The sequence below is a fragment of the Mesorhizobium sp. M1027 genome (assembly GCF_040318745.1).
Lineage (GTDB): Bacteria > Pseudomonadota > Alphaproteobacteria > Rhizobiales > Rhizobiaceae > Mesorhizobium.
In genome coordinates this window covers 153,282-175,131 of sequence record NZ_JAMYMW010000009.1, presented here as the reverse complement: position 1 = coordinate 175,131, position 21,850 = coordinate 153,282, and the positions used below count along the sequence as shown (strand labels likewise).

Below are 21,850 nucleotides of genomic sequence, written 5' to 3'. Positions count from 1 at the left end.
ATGACGCAGCGTATGTTGAGATCAGGTCGGGCCGGCATCAGCTGAGTGTCGACGCGTCCTACTCGGTCGATCCGGTGTCCGGTAGTTCCATATCGGTGACGACATTCTCGCCATTCGTCACGTCATAGGCGAGGACGATGTCCATGCCTGGCTTCAGCGCATCGAGGTCGGTTTCGGCGTTCAGCTTGTAGGACTTGCCGTCGTCCAGCGTCAGCGTCAGCGCATCCTTGTCGACCTTCTTGATCAGGCCTTCGGTCTGGCCGGCGAAGGCGGCGGTGGAGATCAACAGCGTGGCGGCAACAGCGCCAATCAGGATACGCATCATCGTCCTCTTTAATCATTGCCGGTACAGCGGCTCGGTCCAACGGAACGGAACTGAGCAGAAACCAATCGAATGTGTCAAAACTAAATCCGCCGGATCACAGTTTGACCACTGTGGAAAACGCCAATAGAAGGCAGGCGACAGCGCCGCGCGTTCTCCTGGACGCGCAAGGAACGCTGTAGCACTTTTGATTTTGTGCATGATCCTTTCCGAAAATCGCTCCGATTTTCGGGGTTATGCGCTAGGCCGGCTCCGACGCCGGCAGGGCTGGTTCCATGTCGCACAACACGTTCGGCCATCTTTTCCGCGTCACCACCTGGGGCGAAAGCCACGGGCCAGCGCTGGGCTGCGTCGTCGACGGCTGTCCGCCAGGCATCCGCTTCACGCGCGACGAGATCCAGGCCGAACTCGACAAGCGCCGCCCCGGCCAGTCACGTTTTGTGACGCAACGTCGCGAACCGGATGAGGTGAAGGTCCTGTCCGGCTTCATCCTCGATGAGGACGGCGAGACGATGATCACCACCGGCACGCCGGTGTCGATGCTGATCGAGAATGTCGACCAGCGCTCGAAGGATTATGGCGACATCGCCCGCCAGTTCCGGCCGGGCCATGCCGATTACACTTACGAGGTCAAATACGGCCTGCGCGATTACCGCGGCGGCGGCCGCTCCTCGGCGCGTGAGACGGCGGCGCGGGTGGCGGCCGGAGCGCTTGCCCGCAAGGTCGTGCCCGGCATGGTGGTGCGCGGCGCGCTGGTGTCGATGGGCGATAAATCGATCGATCGCGCCAATTGGAACTGGAATTTCGTCGGCGACGCCGAAAACCCGTTCTTCACGCCTGATCCGGCGTCCGTCGCCGTCTTCACCAAATATCTGGACGGCATCCGCAAGGCGGGCTCCTCGGTCGGTGCGGTCATCGAGATCGTCGCCGACGGCGTTCCGGCGGGGCTTGGCGCGCCGATCTATGCCAAGCTCGACCAGGACATCGCCGCCGGCCTGATGTCGATCAACGCCGTCAAGGGTGTCGAGATCGGCAACGGTTTCGAGGCCGCCCGCATCACCGGCGAGGAGAATGCCGATGAGATGCGCATGGGCAATGACGGCAAGCCGGTCTTCCTGTCCAACAATGCCGGCGGCATCCTCGGCGGCATCTCGACCGGCCAGGCGATCGTCGCGCGTTTCGCCGTCAAGCCGACCTCGTCGATCCTGACGCCGCGAAAGTCGATCGACAAGGACGGTAGCGACGTCGAGATCATGACCAAGGGCCGGCACGATCCATGCGTCGGCATCCGCGCCGTACCGATCGGCGAGGCGATGGTTGCCTGTGCCATTGCCGATCATTATCTGCGTCATCGGGGACAAACGGGAAGGGAGTAGGGAGTAGAGTAGGGGAGCAGGTTACGCAGCTCCCACGACAGCATTTTTTCCTTTTCTCTACTCCCGTACTGCCCTACTCCCCTATTCCCTGCGAGCGAAGCGAGCACTTATGCCTTACGACCAGAAGAAAATCGTCGAAGCCCTGCGCGCCTTCGAGCGCGGCGAGATCGTCGTCGTTATGGACGATGACGGCCGCGAGAACGAGGGCGACCTGATCGTAGCCGCCGTCCATTGCACGCCGGAAAAGATGGCGTTCATCGTTCGCAACACGTCGGGTATCGTCTGCACGCCGATGCCGCGCGAGGAAGCCAAGCGGCTCAACCTGTCGCCGATGGTCGCCGACAATGATTCGGCCCACACCACCGCCTTCACCGTCAGCGTCGATTTCAAGCACGGCACCACGACGGGCATTTCAGCGGACGACCGCACACTGACGGTGCGTAATCTCGCCAATGGCAATGTCGGCGCCTCCGATTTCGTCCGGCCCGGCCACATCTTTCCGCTGATCGCGCGCGAAGGCGGCGTGCTGATGCGTTCGGGCCATACCGAGGCCGCTGTCGACCTCTGCAAGCTCGCCGGCCTGCCGCCGGTCGGCGTCATTTCCGAGCTGGTCAACGATGACGGCACCGTCATGCGTGGCCCGCAGGTGCAGGCCTTCGCCGGAAAGCACGGGTTGAAGCAGATCTCGGTTGCCGACCTCATCGCCTACCGGCAGCGCAAGGAAACGCTGGTCGAGCGTGTCGCCTGTTCCGACATCGAGACGGCAGGCGGCAAGGCACAGGTCTTCACCTACACGCTGCCCTGGGATTCGATGCATCATGTAGCGATCGTCTTCGGCGACATCCGCGACGGCGATGAGGTGCCGGTGCGCCTTCATTCCGAGGACGTGGTCAGCGACGTGTTCGGCACCAGCCACAGACTGGACGCCATCATGAAGACGATGGGCGAGCGTAAGCGCGGCGTCATCGTCTATCTGCGCGAAGGCTCGGTCGGCGTCGCCCATCAGGAGCGCAAGCGCCCGGCTGCCGGCGACCGCGAGGATCACGAAGAGGCTCGCCGCCGCGAAAACGAATGGCGCGAGATCGGCCTCGGCGCGCAAATCCTCAAGGATCTCGGCATTTCCTCGATCAATCTGATCGCCTCGCGCGAGCGCCATTATGTCGGCCTCGAAGGTTTTGGCATCCACATCGCCAACACCGAGATTCTTTAGGCCATTCTCACGGTGCTGGTATGCGTCCGGCCCCGGCTCGGGGCCGGACGCACCGGAAACTATTCCGCAGCGACCGCAGCTGCGTCGCATGCAGCCATGTCGCAGTCCGGCGCGGCAAGGCTGCGCTGGCCGGCGAGCACGATGACCAGCGCGATTGTGCCCGATGCCACCGATACCCAGAACCCGTTCTGCGCGCCGAAAGCGTCCACCACCCAGCCGGCGGCGAACGAGCCGAGCGCCATGCCAATGCCGATGCCGGTCATCACCCAGGTCACGCCTTCGGTCAGCACCGCCTCCGGCACGCGGCGCTCGATCAGGCCAAATGCCGTGATGAAGGTCGGCGAGATCGCCACGCCGCTGACGAAGACGGCCAGTGCCAGCAGCGGCACCGTGTCGGCGACGAGCAGCGGCAGCGTGGTAAGCGCAATGATGGCGATTGCGATGGCAAGCTGAATCTGCAGCGGCACTTTCAGGTTCAGGGCGCCGATGACGATGCCGACGGCGAACGATCCGAGCGCGTAGACGCCGATGACGAAGCTGGCGGCGCCTGGCTGGCCAAGCTCCTTGGTGATCGCCACCGTGCTCACCTCCGTGGTGGCGAAGGTCGCGCCGATGAAGATCAGGGCCAAGGTGATGATCTGGACCGGCCGCAGGCGGATTGCCGAGCCGCCTGAACCATGTTCCACCGGTCGGGCTCGCGGTTCGGTCGAGCGCTGCAGGATGAAGGCCGTCGAACCGAAGGCGAGGAACAATGTGCTCGCGAGCACTCCCGCTTCCGGGAAAAGCGCGACGCTCAGCCCTACCGACAGCGATGCGCCGGCGATGTACACCAGTTCGTCCGCCGCCGACTCGAAGGCGAACGCCGTGTTCAGCTCGGGGCGGTTGCGAAAAATCTCGGTCCAGCGTGCGCGCACCATTGCCGGGATGCTGGGCATGACGGCGGCGAGCAGCGCCGAGACGAATAGCGTCCATATCGGCCAATGCTGATTGGCCGCTGCAATCAGGATCGCGAAAGCGAGCGTGGAAATCATGGTGGTCGGCACCACAATCCGCGTCTGGCCGAGGCGGTCCACCAGTCGCGATACCTGCGGGGCGACGAAAGCGTTGGCCAGCGCATATGTCGCGGAAACGGCACCGGCCAGCCAGTATTGGCCATCGGTCTGCGACAGCATTGCGACGATCCCGATCGGAGCCATGGCCATCGGCAGCCGGGCAACGAACCCGGCGGCAGCAAAGCCCTTGGCGCCCGGCGCGCGAAAGATCTGGGAATAGGGATTTTGCATGGTCTGGCTCCTCGACAACGGCCGGTTCGGCGATTACATACGTAGCGTATGAGTTTAAATAGATCATACGTGGCGTATGTCAATTGGCATGCGAAGCGTATGTTAATAGGGCCAGTGCATGCACAAACCACGCAAGGAGATGATTGCCGAGACCCGCGCCAAACTGATTGCCGCGGCGCGCCAGGCCTTCGGCACGCTCGGCTATGCCGAAGCCTCGATGGATAACTTCACGGCATCGGCCGGGCTGACGCGCGGTGCGCTCTATCATCACTTCGGCGACAAGAAGGGCCTGCTCCAGGCGGTTATCGCCGAGATCGACGCCGAAATGGCAGCCCGGCTGAAGGTCGTTTCGGCCAAGCCGGACAATCTCTGGCAGGGCTTTGTCGACGAATGCACCGCCTATATCGAGATGGCGCTGGAGCCGGAGATCCAGCGTATCGTGCTTCGCGACGGGCCGGCGGTGCTCGGCGATCCATCGCAATGGCCAAGCCAGAGCACATGCATCCGCTCGATGACAGAGAGCCTGCAAAGACTGAGCGACGAGGGGACAATTCTCGCCGTCGATCCCGAAGCCGCGGCAAGGCTGGTCAGCGGCGCCTCGCTGCATGCGGCGCAGTGGATCGCAAATTCGAACGATCCCGAAGCGACGTCGAAGAAGGCAGTGAAGGCGTTCAAGGTTCTTCTGGAGGGGCTGCTCAATCGCACCGGCAGGCTGCATCAACCTGATCGACCGTCAGCGATGCAGCCCGAGGTTGACCGATCACCGGCCTGAGATCATCTTTTCGCCAATCCCAGGCGGCTCGCGGTGGGCTCGGCCGACGCCGGTTGCCTAAACCCTGTTGAACATCGCGTCACCAGCGCGCGAAAACATGGCCAAAGCGGTAAGGCGCGCCTATATCGGGGCATGGTCACGAGACTTTACACGCATCCGATTTTCCTCGAGCACATAACACCGCCCGGTCATCCGGAGCGGCCGGACCGTCTGCGCGTCATAGAGCGTGTGCTTGACGACGAGGCCTTCGCGGCGCTCGATCGCGTCCAGGCGCCTGAAGGCGACGAGGCAACCATTCTCTACGCGCATCCGCCCGAATTCGTCGAACGTGTCCGTGCAGCGATACCGGACACCGGCATCGCCCGTATCGACGCCGATACCACCGCCAGCCCGAAGAGCTGGCAGGCTGCCGTGACCGCGATCGGAGCTGCCAACGCCGCGGTCGATGACGTCTTCACCGGCCGTGCCGAGAACGTCTTCGTCGCCGCACGGCCGCCCGGCCATCATGCCGAAAAGACCACCTCCATGGGTTTTTGCCTGTTCAACACCGCGGCGATCGCGGCACGCTACGCGCAGAAGAACCATGGCGCCGGCCGTGTCGCCGTCGTCGACTGGGATGTGCATCACGGCAACGGCACGCAGGACATCTTCTGGGACGATCCGTCGGTGCTCTATTGCTCGACACACCAGATGCCGCTTTACCCGGGAACCGGCGCCGCGAGCGAAACCGGCGCCGGCAACATCGTCAACGCGCCGCTGGCGCCGCAGAGCGGCAGCGATGTTTTCCGTGACGCCTTTCTGTCACGCATCCTGCCGGCGCTCGACAATTTTGCGCCCGATCTCATCATCATCTCCGCCGGTTTCGACGCCCACCACCGCGATCCGCTGGCCGAGATCAACCTGACCGAGGATGATTTCGACTGGGCGACCGGCCAGTTGCTCGAACGAGCCGGTCGCCATAGCCGCAACCGGCTCGTCAGCGTTCTCGAGGGCGGCTACGATCTGCAGGGATTGGCATTTTCGGTCGCCGCCCATGTCGGGCGGCTGATGAAGGGATAGATGATGGCTGGTGAGACCAACGAGGACGTCAAGGCGATGAGCTTCGAGCAGGCGCTCGAGGCGCTGGAACGGATCGTCGACGATCTGGAGCGCGGCGACGTGCCGCTCGACCAGTCGATCCGCATTTACGAGCGCGGCGAGGCGCTGAAGGCGCATTGCGACCGGCTGCTGAAAGCGGCCGAGGACAAGGTCGAGAAAATCAGGCTGTCGCGTGACGGCAAGCCGGTGGGGACAGAGCCGCTGGATGCGGACTGAGGCGCGGCCTCGAACGACGATTGTGCTTACCGGCTTTGGACATCATCACGATTGAGGGTAAAACTCATCCCGTTTGAAACGGCTCCAGGACGAGAGGAGATTGCGAACGATGTGCAGAAACATCAAAACCCTGTTCAATTTCGATCCGCCGGCAACCAATGACGAGGTCCGCGATGCCGCACTTCAGTTTGTCCGCAAGCTGAGCGGAACGACACGGCCGTCGAAACAGAACCAGCATGCGTTCGACCATGCCGTCGAGGCCATTGCCGCCTCGGCGCGTGAATTGCTCGACAGCCTCGAGACGACGCAGCATCCGCGCAATCGCGAAGAGGTGGCGGCCAAGGCGAAGGCCAAATCTGCACTTCGCTTCGCCTGAGGGGACCGCGTGAGCTTCTTTCCCGGAAACGATCCGCAGATGGGCGATGCCTTCGCCAGCGATCAGATCGAACTGATGGTCATTCCGAATGCCAAGGACATCGGCGGATTTCAGGTTCGCCGCGCCTTGCCGACGGCCAGGCGCCGGCTGGTCGGACCCTTCATCTTCTTCGACCGCATGGGTCCAGCCGTTCTGCGGGCCGGCCAGGCGCTCGACGTGCGCCCGCATCCGCATATCGGCCTGTCGACGGTGACTTACCTGTTCGACGGCAAGATCAGGCACCGCGATTCGCTCGGCACCGAGATGGTGATCCAGCCCGGCGACGTGAATTTGATGACCGCCGGCCGCGGCATCGTCCATTCGGAGCGCACGCCGGAAGAACTGCGCGGCTTGCCGATGTCGGTTTCCGGCCTGCAGACATGGCTGGCGCTGCCGGACGGCAAGGAAGAGGTCGCGCCGGTCTTCGAAAACACCGCGGCCCTGCGCCTGCCCGAAATCGATGCAGAGGGTGTCAGCGGCCGTATCGTCATCGGTGCATTGTCCGGGCTGCGCTCCCCGGTCGCCACCGCTTCGGACACGCTCTATGCCGATCTCAGGTTGGCGCCGGGTGCCAGCGTGAAGATCCCGGCCGACGCCGAGGAGCGCGCCATCTATACGCTGGCAGGCGAGGTTTCGATATCCGGTGACCGCTTCCCGGCCGAGCGGCTGCTGGTTTTCCGGCCCGGCGATGAGATCGTTGTTTCATCGGAGGGCGGCGCCCATTTCATGCTGTTTGGCGGCGCTTCGCTCGGTTCGAAACGTTATATCTGGTGGAATTTCGTATCGTCCTCAAAGGAACGCATCGAGCAGGCGAAAGAAGAATGGAAGACGGGCCGCTTCGATATCGTTCCTGGAGACGAGCAAGAGTTCATCCCGCTGCCCGAAAGCTGATGCGCGTTACCGCCACATTTACATTCGCCGGCCAGCGGCATATTTCACGATGAACAGAAAATCTGACCAGGCTCGCAAACAGTGAACGCAAAGCCCGATACGCCGCTTCTCGACAAGGTCCGCGTCCCAGCCGATTTGCGCACGCTTGCCGAAGCCGACCTGCCGCAGCTGGCGTCAGAGCTTCGCGCCGAACTGATCGACGTCGTTTCCCACACCGGCGGCCATCTCGGCGCCGGCCTCGGCGTGGTCGAACTGACTGTCGCGCTGCACTACGTCTTCAACACGCCGGACGACCGGCTGATCTGGGACGTCGGCCACCAGGCCTATCCGCACAAGATCCTGACCGGCCGCCGCGACCGCATCCGCACGCTGCGGCAGGAGGGCGGCCTGTCCGGCTTCACGCGTCGCGTCGAGAGCGAATACGATCCGTTTGGCGCAGCCCACTCCTCAACCTCGATTTCAGCCGGCCTCGGCATGGCGATGGCGCGCGATCTGTCCGATGGCCGCAACAATGTCATTGCCGTCATCGGCGACGGCGCCATGTCGGCCGGCATGGCCTACGAGGCGATGAACAATGCCGGCGCACTCGATGCCCGGCTGATCGTCATCTTGAACGACAACGACATGTCGATCGCCCCGCCGACCGGTGCGATGAGCGCCTATCTGGCGCGGCTCGCCTCAGGCAAGACCTATCTTGGGTTGCGCGATTTCGGCAAGAAGCTGACGTCCTATCTTGGCGAGCGCGCCGATCGCGCCATCAAGCGCGCGGTCGAGCACGCGCGCGGTTACGTCACCGGCGGCACGCTGTTCGAGGAGATGGGTTTCTACCACATCGGTCCGATCGACGGTCACAACCTCGAGCACCTGATCCCGGTGCTGAAGAACGTCCGCGACAATGCCGACGGCCCGGTGCTGATCCATGTCGTGACCCAGAAGGGCAAGGGCTACGCCCCGGCCGAGGCCGCGGCCGACAAATATCATGGCGTCAACAAATTCGACGTCATCACCGGCGCCCAGGCCAAGGCGCCCGCCAATGCGCCGAGCTATACGAAGGTGTTTGCCGAAAGTCTGATCCAGGAGGCCCGAGAGGACGACCGCATCGTCGCCATCACCGCCGCCATGCCGAACGGCACCGGGCTTGACCTGTTCGGCGAAGCGTTTCCGGCGAGGACCTTCGATGTCGGCATCGCCGAGCAGCATGCGGTTACCTTCGCCGCCGGCCTTGCCACGGAAGGCTTCAAGCCTTTCGCCGCGATCTACTCGACCTTTCTCCAGCGCGCCTACGACCAGGTCGTCCACGACGTGGCGATCCAGAAATTGCCGGTGCGCTTTCCGATCGACCGCGCCGGCTTCGTCGGCGCCGATGGTGCCACCCATTGCGGCGCCTTCGACACGACCTTCCTGGCGACGCTGCCCGGTTTCGTCGTCATGGCCGCGGCCGATGAGGCCGAGCTGCGCCACATGGTACGCACCGCTGCAAGCTTCGATGACGGCCCGATCGCCTTCCGCTACCCGCGCGGCAACGGCGTTGGCGTCGAGATGCCGCAACGAGGCTCGGTATTGGAGATCGGCAAGGGCCGGATCGTCAGGGAAGGCACCAAGGTTGCGCTGCTTTCCTTCGGCACCAGGCTGCAGGATTGCCTTGCCGCGGCCGAGGAGCTTGGCGCGGCCGGGCTTTCGACCACGGTCGCCGATGCCCGTTTTGCCAAGCCGCTCGACGAGGACCTGATCCGGCGGCTGGCCCGTTCGCACGAGATCCTGGTGACGGTGGAAGAGGGCGCGGTCGGCGGCTTCGCCAGCCATGTGCTGCAGTTCCTGGCCCATGAAGGGCTGCTGGAGAGCGGCTTGAAGGTGCGCCCGCTCGTGCTGCCCGACGCCTTCGTCGACCATGCCAAGCCGGAAAAGATGTATGCCGATGCCGGGCTGGACAGCGCCGGCATCGTGCGCACAGTGTTCGTGGCGTTGGGGCATACCGCGCAGGCCCAGCGCGCCTAGTTTTTAGACGCATTTCCCGCGACGCCGAAGCGATTCAACTTGGCTGCAAGATGCCGGTCTGAATCAAAATCTCAACTGCTTGAATCAAATTGCCGGCGAACAGTCGTAACATGCTGTTTACGCTGCTGTTTCCGGCCGCGCACGCAGGTGTCCGGCGACAGCAGCGACGGTCTGACGCCGGCCGTCGAACGGCGGGTTTCGCGGAAGATATTCTAAAGCATGATCCCGAAGAGACTTTAGAAACTAGAACCACATATCCCGCACGCAGCGACCATCTCTCGGCAAATCCTCGAATGTATCGAGACCATCGAAATGGTCGATCGGGAGATCGGCGACGGCCTCGGGCGGCGCAAGCCTCACATTGACGGCGATGCGGTAGCGCCCAGCCGCATCGGGATGCAAACCGCGCCAGGCCAGGACGCAAGCGCACGTTGGACAGAAGAGAATCTCAAGTGAAGGATGAGCCTTTCCGACGCGACTATAGGCGCTTACGGGCCCGGCAAGGCGGATGCGTTCGTCGACAAAATCGTACGCCCAGAGCGTGCCGTAGCGACGGCAAAGTGTGCAGTTGCAGGCAGTTACCGAACCGGGATCGCCCTCCAGGGTCCAGCGGGCGGCACCGCAGTGGCAGGTTCCCGTCAGCATTTCCTCCTCCGCGTTTCGACCGCAAAACGGCATCTCGTTCTTAGCATCGCGTCGCGCCTGGCGCGAGGTTCGACTGGTAGCGGAGCGGCTTGATGCGTTCACCGCTTTTCCAGCCATGCCTTGTCTCATCGCCAATATCCTTGCCATCATCGTTGGCATTCGCCATGAAGGCCGATGACTTCCCTTCCGCCAGCCAGCATACGCCAGAGGCTCGACGAATTGCTCGTCCAGCGCGGCCTGTTTGCCAGCCGCTCGCGTGCCCGCGATGCCGTGGGGCGCGGCACCGTGACGGTCGATGGCATCGTCGCCCGCAAGCCAAGCCAGGCCGTTCTGCCTGAGTGCAACATCGTCGTTGATGATCCGGCGCAAGGTTACGTGTCGCGCGCCGCACTGAAGCTGAAGGCTGGTCTCGACCATTTCGGCCTCGACCCCACCGGCAGCGAAGCCCTCGATGTCGGCGCCTCGACCGGCGGCTTCACGCAGGTGCTGCTCGAACGCGGCGCGGCGCATGTCACGGCGATCGATGTCGGGCACGGCCAGATGCACTCCGACATTGCCGGCGATCCGCGCGTGACGGTAATTGAGGGCCTGAATGCGCGCGAACTGTCGGCAGCCGATCTCGGCGGCCGTGTGCCGGATTTCGTCGTCTCGGACGTCAGCTTCATCTCGCTGAAACTGGCGCTGCCGCCGGCGCTTGCCTTGGCCGGGAACGGCGCAAAGGCTGTGTTTCTGGTCAAGCCGCAGTTCGAGGCCGGCCGCGAGGCGATCGGCAAGGGCGGGCTGCTGAAGGACCCCTATGATGCGGCGCGTATTGCCGGCCTGATGCAGGACTGGCTCGATGCCATTCCCGGCTGGCGCTCGCTAGGGCTGCACCTGTCGCCGATAGAGGGCGGTGACGGCAACCGCGAGTTCCTGCTCGGCGGCATCAAGGACGTCGAGACCCAGAAGCGATGAGCACCCGTTTCACGATCGCAAGGTTGGGCTCGCAGGGCGACGGCATCGCCGAGACGGAAACCGGCGAGGTTTTCATTCCGTTCGCGCTGCCGGAAGAGATCGTCACCGCCGCGCGGGAGAAAGATCGCGCCACCTTGATGTCGGTCCTTGAGGCTTCGCCGTTGCGGGTCGATCCGCCGTGCCGGCATTTCGGCGCGTGCGGCGGCTGCGCCGTTCAGCATCTCGAGACAGAAGCCTATCACCGGTGGAAGCGCGAAAAGGTCGTGCATGCGCTGAAGAGCAAGGGCATCGCTTGCGATGTCGGCGCGCTGGTGCCGTGCTCGCCGCACACGCGCCGCCGCGTCGTCTTCACCGCCCGGCGGAGCGAGGCGGGAATGCAGTTCGGCTTTGTTCGCGCGCTGTCATCCGAGATCATCTCGATCGAGGAATGCCCGATCTCGCTGCCGCAGATCGTCGCTGCGCTCGACCGTTTGAGGATGCTTGCCGGGCTGATCTGCACCACGACCAAATCGTTCCACATGGCGGTAACGGTGACCGGTTCCGGCCTTGATGTCGCGGTTCACGATTCCGGCAAGCTCGGCGAGAACCAGCGCCGCGTCGCGTCCAACTTCGTCATCGCCGAGGGGCTAGCCAGGCTGTCGGTCGACGGCGAGATCATTATCGAACCAAAGAAACCGGTCGTCCTGTTTGATGGCGTCACCGTCGCACTGCCTCCGGGCGCTTTCCTGCAGGCGACCGAGGCTGCCGAACAGGCGATGGCCAACATTGTCGGCCAGCATTTCGCGCGCGCCAAAAAGGTCGCCGATCTCTTCGCCGGCTGCGGCAGCTTCGCGCTGCGCCTGGCCGCAAGATCTGAGGTTCACGCGGTGGAAGGCGATGCGGCAGCACTCGCGGCGCTCGACCGGGCATTCCGTTTCGCCAGCGGCCTGAAGCGGGTGACCGGCGAACGTCGCGACCTGTTCCGGAGGCCGCTCACATTCAAGGAGTTGAATGCCTTTGACGGCGTAGTCTTCGACCCGCCCCGCGCCGGCGCCGAGGATCAGTCGAAGCAGATCGCGCGCTCCGACGTGCCGCTCGTCGCCGCGGTGTCCTGCAATCCGGCAACGCTGGCGCGGGATCTTCGCATCCTCCTCGATGGCGGTTACGCCTTGAAGAGCGTAACCCCGATCGACCAGTTCCTGTGGTCGCCACATGTCGAGGCAGTGGCATTGCTGGAGAGGCCCAAGAGAAGGCGCTAGTCTAGCTGCATTTATCGGGCGTGAAATGCGCACTAAAGAAGCGCATTTGAGCGTACGCCGGTCAAATATTTTAGGAAATTTATAGTGGCCCAAGCCTTTGGCATTTCGGCATCCCGCTGCGGCGAGGAGCGGACGCCGTTTCTCTCGTCGAAGCGGGTGGCTGAACTGCTCGGGGTCACTATGACCGAACTGGCGGGCCTGAGCGGCATCGCCCGCAACACGTTGCCGCTAAGACCGGAGCGCGCAAGGTCGACGCCGCATTGAGCCCCATCATTCGTATTCTGCGACGGCCGGCGAGATGACCGGCGATCAAGTGCGTGCAGCAATCTGGTTCAAACATCAGCCGATCCCGGCTGGGTGGGAAAGACCGCCTATGATCTGGTTCGCGAAGGCAAGACGGATAAGGTTCTCGCTTACCTGAAGGCCGCTCGTTCCGGTATCTATGCCTGAACGGCGCGCCTTCATGCCATGCTGGGTAGCCATAAACTGCTATGCTTCTTGCACGCCGTCATATCCAGCCGCCCGCGCTGCCGTGACGAACTTACGATCAAAAGTCGCGAAGCCAACGCAGTGAGCAGATTTGCCCAGATGCAGCGCATCAGCGAAATCCAATCCCCTTTCCGAGAGGTCGAGCGCGGACGACACGACCGTCCCGTCTTCCACCTCTACCGTAGGGAGCCCGCTAAACGCCCGTAGCGTGCGGGCGATTTCGAGCGGTGCCAAACCGTAGGCGCTGCGCAACTCCCACTCGACCTCCAGGATTACCGTGACGGCGACAAAGACTGGCTGGCTATCGATCAACGCGCGGGCGCGGGAAGACTGAGTCGGGTGATCGTCCGTCAGGTAGCGGACGATCAGGTTGGTATCAATCGCGAGCATGGCGCCGCCGCGCTTCGGCGAGCACGCCCGCGTCCATTTCTTCCAACGTCTTCGGCCTGCCGCTATAGCGCAGCGATCCAAACACGTCCTCTGGCCGCGTCTCGGCGAAGACTGGCGCGGGCTTCAGTAGCACTCCCTCTGGGGTATCTTCGACCAGAAGGCGTGTGCCGGCGTCCCATTCTCTCCGTTTCCGGATCGAACTGGGCAGGATGACCTGTCCCTTGGTCGAGACGGTGGTCACGAGCTTTTCCGCGGCAGCCATGATGGCGCTCCTCTGGATGTAAGACGAACGTAAGATAAGTGAAGATCGCGCCCAGTTCAAGGCTCGAATAGCTCAATGGGACGACAGGACGGACAGGGTGTTCGAAGCCGGCCGCATCAAACCCTGGTGCCGCCGACCGTCATCTGGTTCATCCTGAGATGCGGCTGGCCGACGCCGACCGGCACGCCCTGTCCGGCCTTGCCGCACATGCCGATGCCGGTGTCGAGCTTCATGTCGTTACCGATCATCGCCACACGATGCATGGCATCCGGCCCGTTGCCGATCAGCATGGCGCCCTTGATCGGCTGCGTTACCTTGCCGTTCTCGATCATGTAGGCCTCGGTGCAGCCGAACACGAACTTGCCCGAAGTGATGTCGACCTGGCCGCCGCCGAACGACACGGCATAGATGCCGTTCTTGACCGAGGCAATGATTTCCTCCGGCTCCATGTCGCCTGCGGTCATGTAGGTATTGGTCATGCGCGGCATCGGCTCGTGTGCGTAACCTTGGCGCCGCCCGTTGCCGGTGGCTTTCATGCCCATCAGACGCGCGTTCTGGCGGTCCTGCATGTAACCGACCAGCTTGCCATCATCGATCAACACGTTGTGGGCAGAAGGCGTGCCTTCATCGTCGACGGTCAGCGAACCACGCCGTTCGGGAATGGTGCCGTCGTCGACGACGGTGACGCCTTTCGCCGCCACCTGCTGGCCAAGCAGGCCGGCGAAGGCAGATGTCTTCTTGCGGTTGAAATCGCCTTCCAGCCCGTGGCCGACGGCCTCGTGCAGCATGACGCCCGGCCAGCCGCTCGACAGCACGATGTCGAAAGTGCCGGCAGGCGCGGGAACCGCTTCGAGATTGACCAGTGCTTGCCGCAGCGCCTCCTTGGCCGCATGCTTCCAGCTGTCCTCGATCAGGAACTCGCCAAAATCCTTGCGCCCGCCCATGCCGTAGGAGCCGCTCTCCTGGCGGTCACCGTCGCCGACCACCACCGACACGTTGATCCTGACCAGCGGGCGGATGTCGCGGACCATCTGGCCATCAGCGCGCACGATCTCGACATGCTGCCAGGAGGCGGCGAGCGACGCCGTCACCTGTCGGACGCGCGAATCCTCGGCCCTTAGCCAGGCATCGATTTCCTGGAGCAGCTTGGCCTTGGTCTCGAAGGAAGGTGAGGGGATAGGGTTTCCGTCGCCGTAGAGATGGCGGTTGGTGCGGGCGGGAGCCGCAGCAAGCGTGCCGGAATAGCCGCTCTTCACCGTCGAAACCGCATCGGCGGCGCGCAGCAGCGAGGCTTCGGAGAGATCACTGGAATGGGCGTAGCCGCTGGCCTCGCCGGCGACTGCGCGCAGGCCGAAACCCTGGTCGGTGTTGAAATTGGCGGTCTTCAGCTTGCCATTGTCGAACATCAGCGCTTCGCTTTCGCTGTATTCGAGAAACAGTTCACCGTCGTCGGCGCCGTTTATAGTCTCGGCGACGATCTGTTTGATGCGATCGTCGGAAATGTCGAATTGGCCGATCAGGCTGTTCATGGCGCTGGCCTCTTGAGAAGTGATTTTACGGCATGTAGGCGCCTGGGCGCCGTTCGGCAACTTCACGGCGGAACACCACGACCTAAGTCAAGCGGCGTGCCATCATGATTTCGTCGATCTCCCTGCCTTCATGAAGAAAGCCGGCCGGTATGCAGCCTATATCGTGAAAACCTTCTCGTTGATAGAATCGTATGGCCGCTGGATTTTCAGCACTTACAGCCAGCTCGACCTGCCTTATGCCCAATGCTCGGGCGTGATCGAGCAGCAGATTGAGCATCTTGACGGCGTATCCGCCGCCACGCTCGCTGCCGCGCAAATAGACCATGACGATCGTCGCGCGGTGCGCCATCCTGCTGGCCGGCTGGCGCATCAGGCCCATTATGCCGACAGGTTCCCCGCTCCGAAAGCTGACGACGACCAGGTTGTTCGTCAGGCGCCGCCGCCATTCCTCGTCGGGAAGTTGCTCCCATTCCGCTGCGCTGCTGGCGAAGGCTTCGGGCGCAGCGCGCAAAGCCTCCAGGCGAATTCGCTTGAATATCTCGAAGTCGTCCGCATCGAGCAGTTTCAGCGTCAACGTGCAGCCTCAAGGCAGGGCGGCAAAGCCGTCGGCGAAACCCTTGAGGTCGACGGGAATGCCGATACCCTCTTCCGGCGTCTGGAAGACGATGAAGGTGGCGGACGTACCGGTCTTCAGCGTGTCGAGCAGCGGCTTTTCCAGGATGACCTCGGCGTAGCAGCCGTCCTGGAAACAGCGCACGAAATAGGCGCGGCCGATATCCTTGCCGTCGACATTGAGGCCGAGCCCGTTGGGCAACAGCACGCCGAGCGGCGCCAGCACGCGAAGGATTTCGGCCTTATTGTCGGCTGTACGCAGCACGACTACGGAAAGACCCATTTCCGGGCGGTCCTCGGCGACGACGTTCTGCATCATCACGCATTGTTCGGACGTAGCACCGGCCGGCGTATCGCAGATGATCGACCACGCCCCATGCGTCGACTTCACGGTGCCGCTTGGCTGCGCGGCATTGGCCAAGCCGGCGCCGGGCAAGGCTATTGCGGCGGCAACAAGGATGACCTTCGCCAAGGTTCTCGAAAGCCAAGGGTTCATGACGGCTCCATTGCGAATCACGGCACTTTAAGCCGCACTAAACCCAAGTAAAGGACGAGACCCCGGCGATCTGCCCCGACACAGGCGACAATGCGCTTTTCCGCGCCAATTTCGCCCTAATTGCGACGGTTCCGCGCGCCGCGCGGCTCATTCTACTCGGATGTCGCTCTGGTGATTCGCGGCGAGCCGTCACCGCACGAAGCCAGCGCCGCGCTTGCGCGCAAAAATGCCGCACGGGTTCCGGCGCTCCTTTCTTGCGGAGGCAAATAGAGTATGGTTTGAACCAGCCTTGAATTGTCCGGGATTCCCGTCCCGGCATTGTTCGACATTCTTGCGGTCCGATCGCGAGGAACTGGGAGATGACGAGGGCGATGAGAAAATTCCTGGCAACCGCCAAAATCGTAGCTAGTGCCGCCGCCACGTTGTTTGCCGCTGCATCGGCTCGTGCAGCCCAGCCCCAACCTTGGGAAACCAGTTTTCAGCCTCCGGCGACCGACATTATGAGGCAGATCGAGTGGTTCGGGAACTACTCGTTCGCGTTCATCATTGTGATCACCGCCTTGGTGCTTTTCCTGATCGCCTACTGCATTTTGCGGTTCCGGGCGAGCGTCAACCCGACCCCGTCGCGCACCAGCCACAACACGCTGATCGAGGTCATCTGGACTGTCGGTCCCGTCGTCATCCTGCTCTGTCTCGCCATTCCCTCGTTCCAGCTGCTGACCGCGCAGTACACGCCGCCGGAAGAAGCCAAGCTGACCGTCAAGGCGACCGGAAATCAGTGGAACTGGGACTACGAATACCAGGTCGACAATACGCTTTCCTTCAATTCCGCGATCCTTCAGGATGCCGACAGGGCTGCTGCCGGCAAGGAAGATCGCGCCGCGTATCCGCGCCTGCTCGCCGTCGACAATGAGATGGTGGTGCCGGTCAACACCATGACCCGGGTGCTGGTGACGGCGACCGACGTCATTCACGCGTTTGCCATGCCGTCCTTCGGCATCAAGACCGATGCGGTGCCGGGCCGCATCAACGAGGTATGGTTCAAGGCCGACAAGGAAGGCCTCTATTATGGCCAGTGCTCGGAACTCTGCGGCAAGGACCACGCCTTCATGCCGATCGCTATTCGCGTCGTCTCCGATGCGCAATACAAGACCTGGCTGGCGGCAGCCAAGACCGACCTTCCCGGCGCCAACAAGGCGCTGATGGCCGAGGTCGATGGCACGAACAAGGTAGCGGCCGCCGGCAACTGATGCCGCGACCAGAAAAGATTCAGGGAACGGAGCCGATCATGGCAGACGCTGCAGTTCACGACGACCACGACCACAAGCCGTATCATGGCTGGGTCCGGTGGGTGTATTCGACCAACCACAAGGACATTGGCACGCTTTATCTGATCTTCGCGATCATGGCGGGCTGCATCGGTGGGGCCTTGTCGGTCGTCATGCGCATGGAATTGCAGGAGCCGGGCATCCAGATATTCACTGGCCTGGCGCAGATGGTCTACGGCATGAATGGTGACGCCGCCATCGACGGCGGCAAGAGCATGTACAATGCTTTCACCACCGCGCATGCGCTGATCATGATCTTCTTCATGGTGATGCCGGCGCTGATAGGCGGTTTTGCCAACTGGATGGTGCCGATCATGATCGGCGCGCCGGACATGGCCTTCCCGCGCATGAACAACGTCTCGTTCTGGCTGCTGCCGCCGGCTTTCATCCTGCTGATTATCTCGGCCTTCGTCCCGAGTGCGCCCGGCGCCTACGGCGTCGGCGGCGGCTGGACGCTTTATCCGCCGCTATCGACATCGGGCCAGCCCGGACCGGCCATGGACCTGGCGATCCTTTCAATCCACATCGCCGGCGCCTCCTCGATTCTTGGCGCCATCAACTTCATCACCACCATCTTCAACATGCGCGCGCCCGGCATGACCATGCACAAGATGCCGCTGTTCGCCTGGTCGGTGTTGATCACCGCCTTCCTGCTGCTTCTGTCGCTTCCAGTGTTGGCTGGCGGCATCACCATGCTGTTGACCGACCGTAATTTCGGCACCACCTTCTTCGCCCCGGACGGCGGCGGCGATCCGATCCTGTTCCAGCACCTGTTCTGGTTCTTCGGCCATCCGGAGGTCTACATTCTGATCCTCCCGGGTTTCGGCATCATCAGCCACATCATCTCGACCTTTTCGAGGAAGCCGGTGTTCGGCTATCTAGGCATGGCCTATGCGATGGTTGCCATCGGCGCGGTGGGCTTCATCGTCTGGGCCCACCACATGTACACGACGGGCCTGTCGCTCGACACCCAGCGCTATTTCGTCTTTGCCACCATGGTCATCGCGGTGCCGACGGGTGTGAAGATCTTCTCGTGGATCGCCACCATGTGGGGCGGGTCGATTTCGCTCAAGACGCCGATGCTGTGGGCGATCGGCTTCATCTTCCTGTTCACTGTTGGCGGCGTCACCGGCGTGCAGCTGGCCAATGCCGGCCTCGACCGCCCGCTGCACGACACCTATTTCGTGGTCGCGCACTTCCACTACGTGTTGTCGCTGGGCGCGGTCTTCGCCATCTTCGCCGGCTGGTACTACTGGTTCCCGAAAATGACCGGCTACATGTATTCGCCGGTGATCGCCAACACCCACTTCTGGGTCACTTTCGTCGGCGTCAACCTGGTCTTTTTCCCGCAGCACTTCCTCGGTCTTTCCGGTATGCCGCGTCGCTATATCGACTATCCGGATGCCTTCGCCGGCTGGAATATGGTGTCGTCCTACGGCTCGTACATCTCGGCTGTCGGCGTCGTCATCTTCCTGTTCGGCGTCTTCGAGGCGTTCCAGAAGAAGCGTGTCGCCGGCGCCAATCCTTGGGGCGAGGGTGCGACCACGCTGGAATGGCAACTGCCTTCGCCGCCGCCGTTCCACCAGTGGGAACAGTTGCCGAAGATCAAGTAGGCGGTTGCCTCCTTTAATACGGAACCGCCGGCCGACCGGCGGTTTTGGCCAACGGAATGATGGACTTTAAGTACGCATGGCCCTTGCCGAAGACAGACTGATTGACGAGCCAGGCTTCCGCATGTCGGAAGCGACGGCGGGCGATTTTTTCGCCCTGCTGAAGCCGCGCGTCATGTCGCTGGTGGTGTTCACCGCGTTTGTCGGCATGGTCGCCGCCCCGGTAACCATCAATCCGCTGCTGGCGGTGATCGCGATCCTGGCTATTGCCATTGGAGCTGGCGCGTCCGGTGCGCTCAACATGTGGTACGACGCAGACATCGATGCGGTGATGACGCGCACCGCCGGCCGTCCCGTGCCGGCCGGCCGCATCCGGCCAGGCGAGGCATTGAGTTTCGGGCTGGTGCTGTCGGTTCTGTCGGTGATGACGCTCGGCGTGCTGGTCAACTGGTTGGCCGCATCGCTTCTGGCCTTCACCATCTTTTTCTATGCCGTCATCTATACGATGTGGCTGAAGCGCTGGACGCCGCAGAACATCGTCATCGGCGGTGCTGCCGGCGCCATTCCGCCGGTCATCGGCTGGGCGGCGGTAACCGGATCGGTCAGCCTCGAAAGCTTGGTGCTGTTCCTGATCATCTTCCTGTGGACGCCGCCGCATTTCTGGGCGCTCGCGCTGTTCAAGTCGGAGGACTACGCCAAGGCAGGCATTCCGATGATGCCGAATGTCGCCGGCCATCCCGCGACCAGGCGCCAGATCTTTGCCTATGCGCTGGTCCTCGCGCCGGTTGGCGTGCTGCCATGGGTTCTTGGCTTCACTACGCCGGCCTATGGCATCGTTGCGTTGCTGCTCGGCGTCGGCTTCCTATGGTATGCGTGGAAGGTGCTGCAAATGGCCGATGACGACAGGGCGATGAAGCCGGCCAAGGCCTTGTTCGGCTATTCGCTGCTTTATCTCTTCGCCATCTTCGCCACCTACCTTGGCGATTGCGTCGTCGCGCGCGCGCTGACCGTCGGCGGAGCATGAGCATGGCCGAAAAGAAGCTTGAACTGGTCACGCTGACCGAACGTCAGCAGAAGGCGCGCCGCAATCGCTCGGCCGCAATCGGTTTCGCGCTGGCGGCGCTGGTCGTCATATTCTACGTCGCGACCATCGTGAAATTTGGCCACAGTTTCCCTGGCTCGATGTGAGCTGACGATGACCAGGCAAACAGTCACCGATCCTACGAAGAAGAATACGAACCGCGTCGTCGCTGCCGTCTGCATCGCGTTCTTCGGCGGCATGATCGGCATGGCTTACGCCGCAGTGCCGCTCTATGCGATGTTCTGCCAGGCGACAGGCTACGGCGGCACCGTCAAACGGGCGACCCAGCAATATGCCGATCGGGTGCTCGACCGCGACATCACCATCCGCTTTGATGCCAACACCGCCGGCGTTCCCTGGCAATTCCAGCCGGTCGACCGCTCGATCACCATCAAGATCGGCGAGACCGCCGAGGCGCATTTCAGCGCGACGAACAAATTCAGCCGGCCCATCACCGGACGCGCCACCTTCAACGTGCAGCCGGAACTGGCTGGGCCTTACTTCAACAAGGTCGAGTGTTTCTGCTTCACCGACACGACGCTGAAGCCGGGCGAGACGCTGGACATGCCGGTCGTGTTCTATGTCGATCCCGACATCGTCAACGCGCCGGAATTGAAGGATTTGAGGACGATTACCCTGTCCTACACGATGTTCCCGGTCGACAAGACCAAGCCGGTCGCATCATCGGTGCCGGCCGACGGCCGCCGCAACAAGATTTCAGATACCGAAGCAAGCCTCGGGGGTTGATATGGCAGACGCACACGCAAAACCACAGCATGACTATCATCTCGTCGACCCGAGCCCGTGGCCTTTCCTGGGCTCCGTCGGGGCACTGGTGACCGCGATCGGCGGCGTCTGTTACATGCAGTATCTCAAGGGCGGCGATTTCCCGATCTTCGGTTTCAATATTGCCAATCCGTGGCTGTTCTTCATTGGCCTTTTGATCGTCATCTACACGATGTTCGCTTGGTGGTCCGACACCATCAAGGAGGCGCATGAGGGTCGCCACACCCGCGTCGTGTCGCTGCATCTGCGCTACGGCATGATCATGTTCATTGCCTCCGAGGTGATGTTCTTCGTCGCCTGGTTCTGGGCCTTCTTCGACGCCAGCCTGTTTCCGGGCGAGGTCCATCAATACGCCCGCACCGCCTTCACCGGCGGCGTCTGGCCGCCCAAGGGCATCGAAGTTCTCGACCCCTTCCATCTGCCGCTCTACAACACCGTCATCCTGCTTCTGTCGGGGACCACGGTGACATGGGCGCATCACTCGCTCATCCACGGCGACCGCAAAGGCCTGATCAATGGCTTGGTGCTGACCGTCGGCCTCGGCATGCTGTTCACCATGGTGCAGGCCTACGAGTACATGCACGCGCCGTTCGGCTTCAGGGATTCGATCTACGGCGCCACCTTCTTCATGGCGACCGGCTTCCACGGCTTCCACGTCATCATCGGCACGATCTTCCTGTTGGTCTGCCTGATCCGCGCCATGAAGGGCGACTTCACGCCCAAGCAGCATTTCGGCTTCGAGGCCGCCGCCTGGTACTGGCACTTCGTCGACGTGGTGTGGCTGTTCCTGTTTGCCTCGATCTACGTCTGGGCATCGAACGGCGCGATGATCGAACCGCATTGAGATCGACC

24 protein-coding genes and 1 pseudogene are annotated in these 21,850 nt (G+C 62.6%); 17 read left to right on the top strand and 8 right to left on the bottom strand.

The genetic code is table 11. The features are described 5' to 3' along the window. Positions 1-58: 58 nt before the first annotated feature. Entirely contained in the window at positions 59-322 is a 264-nt protein-coding gene (locus tag NKH50_RS18940; protein WP_023716902.1) for a DUF1344 domain-containing protein, read from the bottom strand. Positions 323-597: 275 nt separating this feature from the next. On the opposite strand from NKH50_RS18940, the gene aroC reads away from it, so the two are divergent. Then, complete coding sequence (aroC, locus tag NKH50_RS18935) at positions 598-1,698, top strand: chorismate synthase (RefSeq protein ID WP_352880390.1); 1,101 nt, start codon at positions 598-600, stop codon at positions 1,696-1,698. A 109-nt stretch (positions 1,699-1,807) separates the two neighbouring features. After that, on the top strand, positions 1,808-2,908 hold the full coding sequence (gene ribB / locus NKH50_RS18930) for a 3,4-dihydroxy-2-butanone-4-phosphate synthase (RefSeq protein ID WP_352880388.1): 1,101 nt from the start codon (positions 1,808-1,810) through the stop codon (positions 2,906-2,908). A 59-nt stretch (positions 2,909-2,967) separates the two neighbouring features. Here ribB and NKH50_RS18925 read toward each other — a convergent pair whose 3' ends face one another. Further along, on the bottom strand, positions 2,968-4,191 hold the full coding sequence (locus NKH50_RS18925) for an MFS transporter (protein WP_352880386.1): 1,224 nt from the start codon (positions 4,189-4,191) through the stop codon (positions 2,968-2,970). Positions 4,192-4,309: 118 nt separating this feature from the next. On the opposite strand from NKH50_RS18925, the gene NKH50_RS18920 reads away from it, so the two are divergent. From NKH50_RS18920 to dxs, 6 genes are all read left to right on the top strand, one after another. Next, complete coding sequence (locus NKH50_RS18920; protein ID WP_352505223.1) at positions 4,310-4,963, top strand: TetR/AcrR family transcriptional regulator; 654 nt, start codon at positions 4,310-4,312, stop codon at positions 4,961-4,963. Between the two features lie 132 nt (positions 4,964-5,095). Then, a complete protein-coding gene (locus NKH50_RS18915) occupies positions 5,096-6,022 on the top strand; it encodes a histone deacetylase family protein (protein ID WP_352880384.1) in 927 nt (308 codons plus the stop codon). A 3-nt stretch (positions 6,023-6,025) separates the two neighbouring features. Next, entirely contained in the window at positions 6,026-6,277 is a 252-nt protein-coding gene (locus tag NKH50_RS18910) for an exodeoxyribonuclease VII small subunit (protein WP_031211056.1), read from the top strand. A 109-nt stretch (positions 6,278-6,386) separates the two neighbouring features. Further along, positions 6,387-6,653 (top strand): DUF2277 domain-containing protein, encoded by a 267-nt coding sequence (locus tag NKH50_RS18905; RefSeq protein WP_023716908.1) that lies wholly within the window; start codon positions 6,387-6,389, stop codon positions 6,651-6,653. A 9-nt stretch (positions 6,654-6,662) separates the two neighbouring features. After that, on the top strand, positions 6,663-7,583 hold the full coding sequence (locus tag NKH50_RS18900; protein WP_352505222.1) for a pirin family protein: 921 nt from the start codon (positions 6,663-6,665) through the stop codon (positions 7,581-7,583). Between the two features lie 81 nt (positions 7,584-7,664). Next, complete coding sequence (gene dxs, locus NKH50_RS18895; protein WP_352476664.1) at positions 7,665-9,578, top strand: 1-deoxy-D-xylulose-5-phosphate synthase; 1,914 nt, start codon at positions 7,665-7,667, stop codon at positions 9,576-9,578. Between the two features lie 243 nt (positions 9,579-9,821). On the opposite strand, the gene NKH50_RS18890 is transcribed toward dxs, so the two are convergent. Next, positions 9,822-10,223, bottom strand: coding sequence for a GFA family protein (locus NKH50_RS18890; RefSeq protein WP_352737108.1), 402 nt, complete (start codon positions 10,221-10,223; stop codon positions 9,822-9,824). A gap of 174 nt (positions 10,224-10,397) precedes the next feature. Between NKH50_RS18890 and NKH50_RS18885 the strand changes: the two genes are divergently transcribed. The 3 genes and pseudogenes from NKH50_RS18885 to NKH50_RS18875 all read left to right on the top strand — a co-directional run bounded on the left by NKH50_RS18885 (position 10,398) and on the right by NKH50_RS18875 (position 12,865). After that, complete coding sequence (locus NKH50_RS18885) at positions 10,398-11,177, top strand: TlyA family RNA methyltransferase (RefSeq protein ID WP_352737065.1); 780 nt, start codon at positions 10,398-10,400, stop codon at positions 11,175-11,177. Continuing rightward, positions 11,174-12,415, top strand: coding sequence for a class I SAM-dependent RNA methyltransferase (locus NKH50_RS18880; protein WP_352880381.1), 1,242 nt, complete (start codon positions 11,174-11,176; stop codon positions 12,413-12,415). The genes NKH50_RS18885 and NKH50_RS18880 overlap by 4 nt, the downstream gene beginning before the upstream one ends. Before the next feature lie 81 nt (positions 12,416-12,496). After that, positions 12,497-12,865 (top strand): annotated as a pseudogene (locus NKH50_RS18875) (antitoxin Xre/MbcA/ParS toxin-binding domain-containing protein). Between the two features lie 39 nt (positions 12,866-12,904). Here the strand turns inward: NKH50_RS18875 and NKH50_RS18870 are convergent. The 5 genes from NKH50_RS18870 to NKH50_RS18850 all read right to left on the bottom strand — a co-directional run bounded on the left by NKH50_RS18870 (position 12,905) and on the right by NKH50_RS18850 (position 16,193). Continuing rightward, positions 12,905-13,294 carry a type II toxin-antitoxin system VapC family toxin gene (locus NKH50_RS18870; protein ID WP_352880379.1) on the bottom strand — a complete coding sequence of 130 codons (390 nt, stop codon included), beginning with the start codon at positions 13,292-13,294 and terminating at the stop codon, positions 12,905-12,907. After that, positions 13,281-13,556 (bottom strand): AbrB/MazE/SpoVT family DNA-binding domain-containing protein, encoded by a 276-nt coding sequence (locus tag NKH50_RS18865; protein ID WP_254818449.1) that lies wholly within the window; start codon positions 13,554-13,556, stop codon positions 13,281-13,283. Before NKH50_RS18865 ends, NKH50_RS18870 begins: the two co-directional genes overlap by 14 nt. Positions 13,557-13,672: 116 nt before the next feature. Next, complete coding sequence (gene tldD / locus NKH50_RS18860; RefSeq protein ID WP_352737062.1) at positions 13,673-15,085, bottom strand: metalloprotease TldD; 1,413 nt, start codon at positions 15,083-15,085, stop codon at positions 13,673-13,675. A gap of 82 nt (positions 15,086-15,167) precedes the next feature. Further along, on the bottom strand, positions 15,168-15,659 hold the full coding sequence (locus NKH50_RS18855) for a GNAT family N-acetyltransferase (RefSeq protein WP_352880377.1): 492 nt from the start codon (positions 15,657-15,659) through the stop codon (positions 15,168-15,170). A 9-nt stretch (positions 15,660-15,668) separates the two neighbouring features. Then, positions 15,669-16,193: an invasion associated locus B family protein gene (locus NKH50_RS18850; RefSeq protein ID WP_254818452.1), complete on the bottom strand. Its 525-nt coding sequence runs from the start codon at positions 16,191-16,193 to the stop codon at positions 15,669-15,671. A gap of 371 nt (positions 16,194-16,564) precedes the next feature. Between NKH50_RS18850 and coxB the strand changes: the two genes are divergently transcribed. From coxB to NKH50_RS18820, 6 genes are all read left to right on the top strand, one after another. After that, positions 16,565-17,443 (top strand): cytochrome c oxidase subunit II, encoded by an 879-nt coding sequence (gene coxB, locus NKH50_RS18845; protein WP_352701609.1) that lies wholly within the window; start codon positions 16,565-16,567, stop codon positions 17,441-17,443. 38 nt (positions 17,444-17,481) lie between these two features. Continuing rightward, entirely contained in the window at positions 17,482-19,134 is a 1,653-nt protein-coding gene (gene ctaD, locus NKH50_RS18840) for a cytochrome c oxidase subunit I (protein WP_352476671.1), read from the top strand. A 76-nt stretch (positions 19,135-19,210) separates the two neighbouring features. Continuing rightward, the gene (locus NKH50_RS18835) at positions 19,211-20,155 is read left to right on the top strand and encodes a heme o synthase (RefSeq protein ID WP_352645918.1); all 945 of its coding nucleotides are present in this window, start codon (positions 19,211-19,213) and stop codon (positions 20,153-20,155) included. Continuing rightward, the gene (locus NKH50_RS18830) at positions 20,152-20,319 is read left to right on the top strand and encodes a cytochrome c oxidase system small membrane protein (protein ID WP_023674135.1); all 168 of its coding nucleotides are present in this window, start codon (positions 20,152-20,154) and stop codon (positions 20,317-20,319) included. Before NKH50_RS18835 ends, NKH50_RS18830 begins: the two co-directional genes overlap by 4 nt. Before the next feature lie 7 nt (positions 20,320-20,326). Further along, on the top strand, positions 20,327-20,959 hold the full coding sequence (locus NKH50_RS18825) for a cytochrome c oxidase assembly protein (RefSeq protein ID WP_352476673.1): 633 nt from the start codon (positions 20,327-20,329) through the stop codon (positions 20,957-20,959). A 1-nt stretch (position 20,960) separates the two neighbouring features. Then, entirely contained in the window at positions 20,961-21,842 is an 882-nt protein-coding gene (locus NKH50_RS18820; RefSeq protein ID WP_254818455.1) for a cytochrome c oxidase subunit 3, read from the top strand. Positions 21,843-21,850: the final 8 nt, after the last annotated feature.

Bases quoted from the DNA above. Each gene is read 5' to 3' on its own strand.
- NKH50_RS18940 (WP_023716902.1), bottom strand. From the start codon at position 322: ATGCGTATCCTGATTGGCGCTGTTGCCGCCACGCTGTTGATCTCCACC.
- aroC (WP_352880390.1), top strand. From the start codon at position 598: ATGTCGCACAACACGTTCGGCCATCTTTTCCGCGTCACCACCTGGGGC.
- ribB (WP_352880388.1), top strand. From the start codon at position 1,808: ATGCCTTACGACCAGAAGAAAATCGTCGAAGCCCTGCGCGCCTTCGAG.
- NKH50_RS18925 (WP_352880386.1), bottom strand. From the start codon at position 4,191: ATGCAAAATCCCTATTCCCAGATCTTTCGCGCGCCGGGCGCCAAGGGC.
- NKH50_RS18920 (WP_352505223.1), top strand. From the start codon at position 4,310: ATGCACAAACCACGCAAGGAGATGATTGCCGAGACCCGCGCCAAACTG.
- NKH50_RS18915 (WP_352880384.1), top strand. From the start codon at position 5,096: ATGGTCACGAGACTTTACACGCATCCGATTTTCCTCGAGCACATAACA.
- NKH50_RS18910 (WP_031211056.1), top strand. From the start codon at position 6,026: ATGGCTGGTGAGACCAACGAGGACGTCAAGGCGATGAGCTTCGAGCAG.
- NKH50_RS18905 (WP_023716908.1), top strand. From the start codon at position 6,387: ATGTGCAGAAACATCAAAACCCTGTTCAATTTCGATCCGCCGGCAACC.
- NKH50_RS18890 (WP_352737108.1), bottom strand. From the start codon at position 10,223: ATGCTGACGGGAACCTGCCACTGCGGTGCCGCCCGCTGGACCCTGGAG.
- NKH50_RS18885 (WP_352737065.1), top strand. From the start codon at position 10,398: ATGACTTCCCTTCCGCCAGCCAGCATACGCCAGAGGCTCGACGAATTG.
- NKH50_RS18880 (WP_352880381.1), top strand. From the start codon at position 11,174: ATGAGCACCCGTTTCACGATCGCAAGGTTGGGCTCGCAGGGCGACGGC.
- NKH50_RS18870 (WP_352880379.1), bottom strand. From the start codon at position 13,294: ATGCTCGCGATTGATACCAACCTGATCGTCCGCTACCTGACGGACGAT.
- NKH50_RS18865 (WP_254818449.1), bottom strand. From the start codon at position 13,556: ATGGCTGCCGCGGAAAAGCTCGTGACCACCGTCTCGACCAAGGGACAG.
- tldD (WP_352737062.1), bottom strand. From the start codon at position 15,085: ATGAACAGCCTGATCGGCCAATTCGACATTTCCGACGATCGCATCAAA.
- NKH50_RS18850 (WP_254818452.1), bottom strand. From the start codon at position 16,193: ATGAACCCTTGGCTTTCGAGAACCTTGGCGAAGGTCATCCTTGTTGCC.
- coxB (WP_352701609.1), top strand. From the start codon at position 16,565: ATGAGAAAATTCCTGGCAACCGCCAAAATCGTAGCTAGTGCCGCCGCC.
- ctaD (WP_352476671.1), top strand. From the start codon at position 17,482: ATGGCAGACGCTGCAGTTCACGACGACCACGACCACAAGCCGTATCAT.
- NKH50_RS18835 (WP_352645918.1), top strand. From the start codon at position 19,211: ATGGCCCTTGCCGAAGACAGACTGATTGACGAGCCAGGCTTCCGCATG.
- NKH50_RS18830 (WP_023674135.1), top strand. From the start codon at position 20,152: ATGAGCATGGCCGAAAAGAAGCTTGAACTGGTCACGCTGACCGAACGT.
- NKH50_RS18825 (WP_352476673.1), top strand. From the start codon at position 20,327: ATGACCAGGCAAACAGTCACCGATCCTACGAAGAAGAATACGAACCGC.
- NKH50_RS18820 (WP_254818455.1), top strand. From the start codon at position 20,961: ATGGCAGACGCACACGCAAAACCACAGCATGACTATCATCTCGTCGAC.